Source organism: Streptomyces sp. NPDC058086, assembly GCF_042885015.1.
Lineage (GTDB): Bacteria > Actinomycetota > Actinomycetes > Streptomycetales > Streptomycetaceae > Streptomyces.
In genome coordinates this window covers 1-1,845 of the sequence record NZ_JBHVST010000276.1, presented here as the reverse complement: position 1 = coordinate 1,845, position 1,845 = coordinate 1, and the positions used below count along the sequence as shown (strand labels likewise).

Below are 1,845 nucleotides of genomic sequence, written 5' to 3'. Positions count from 1 at the left end.
CGGCGCACTGTCTCGTAGGAGACGATGACGCCGCGCTGGAGCATCAGCTCCCCGACCTCGCGGAAGCTGAGCGGAAAGCGGAAGTACAGCCACACACAGTGGGAGATCACCTCGACCGGGTACCGGTGCCCCTCTGTACGACGGTGACGCGCTCCCCACGGACGACCCCCTCCCAGCATGATCAACCAGAAGATCATCCCACCCGGTCAGCCAACGTGACAGCGCCAACTGTTCTGTTGCCGCGGGCGCCAGTGGAGGCCCGCGGCACAGGGATCAACTGCGGGGCATCGCCCCACTGACCGGGAGTGAGCTCCTGCCGAGTACTGATGGGCCCGACAGGAGGCGGAGCCCACGCTGACCATGCTCCAGTCGGTCCGGCCCTCGGCATCGGCGTCCGCCTGGACGGCCCGCAGGGATTCTCTCTGTCATGTGCCGTCCGCTGACCACCTGCGATGACGGTCATGAACCGTCTTCCACTTTCCGAAGCGAGATGGCAGGTCCCGCTATGGCAAGCCAGTCCGCTGCCGGAACAGAATCCCGTGAATCACCCGGCGGTGGCACTGCTACCGTCCGCCCCGGCCGGCACTCCTCGGCAAATGCGGTTCCAGCCGCACCTGTTCCTCATCCGAAAGATCACCCAGCCCCACGTCGACCGAAACGATCCACCACAAGGCGAGTCACGCGGATTGGACAGGACCTAGGGTGTGGTGGTTGCGGTGCGGTAGAACTCGGCTGCGGTGACGGTGGCGGGGACGCCGAGTTCGGTGGCGACCGCGGTGATCGCGTCGGCGCCGACGGTGAGGTCGGCCTGGCCGCCGGTGGTGAAATACGGTGCGATGAACGTCTCGTAGTGGGTTCGGACTTCGTCGGCGGTGTGTCGGCCGAGGAATGTCTGCATGTGCCGCACCGTGGTGTCGGGTTCGTCGTGGATCACTTGCAGGGCGCGCCGGTGGGCCCGTAGGACGGCCTGGACCGCGGGGTCGTCCGGGTCGGTGTAGGTGGGGTCGACGGCCACGCCGACGGTGGGGATCCGGAAGTGGTCGCCGACCCAGGCCAGCACCTGCCAGCCGTACTCGGCGGCTATCGCCTCCGGCGCCATGGTGCTGCCGACCAGGGCGGCGTCGATGCTGCCGTCGTGCAGCCGGCGCAGGTCCATTCCGTAGTCGCCGGGCGGACGGACGACGGTGCGGATGTCGCGGTCCGGGTCGAGGCCGGCCCGGCGCAGCACGATCCGGGCGAAGCACCCGGGCGCGGTGCGGGGGGCGTGCACTGCCAGCCGCCGGCCGGCCAGGTCGGCCAGGGAGGCCAGGCCGGGGCGGGCGAGGAACCAGAACAGCGGGCGGGTGGTGTTGACCTGGAGTGCGACCCAGGGGGTGCCGTCGGCCAGCCGGGACAGCAGTGCCCGGCCGAGCCCGATGGTGGCGCCGCGGCGCAGCCGCTCCTCGTCCCAGGAGCAGCCGTCGCGCAGCGCGACGTGGACGCCCTCGTCGGTGTAGTAGCCCTGTTGGTCGGCGATGTGGGCGACCAGTTCCTCGTGCAGGCCCCGCCCGACGTAGGCGAGATCGATCGTGTGCATGAATGTCTTTCCTTGATCGTGTCGCCGCCCTGTGCCCGCGTGTGCCGCAGGCGCAGGGCGCTGCGGCCCATGGTGCTGAGGTGACGGTGTGCCGGATGCGGTGCGGCCGACGGCCGGACCCGGACGGTATGGCCCCGTGTGCAAAGGACGGCCGGGCGTCAGTACATGAGCATGCCGCCGTTGACCGCGGCCGTGGTGCCGGTCATGAAGGCGTTGTCCTCGCCGGCGTAGAAGGCGACCGCCTGGGCGACGTCGTCCGGGTGTGCCAG

Annotated in this window: 1 protein-coding gene and 1 pseudogene; both read right to left on the bottom strand. The window is 69.8% G+C overall.

Annotated features, from left to right (window positions below; all coding sequences use genetic code 11):
• Positions 1 to 296: 296 nt before the first annotated feature.
• A pseudogene (locus tag ACFVWD_RS58200) lies at positions 297 to 647 on the bottom strand (transposase); the annotation flags it as partial.
• A gap of 50 nt (positions 648 to 697) precedes the next feature.
• Positions 698 to 1,576, bottom strand: a complete 879-nt coding sequence (locus ACFVWD_RS58195; protein ID WP_389607278.1) for an ABC transporter substrate-binding protein — start codon at positions 1,574 to 1,576, stop codon at positions 698 to 700.
• Positions 1,577 to 1,845: the final 269 nt, after the last annotated feature.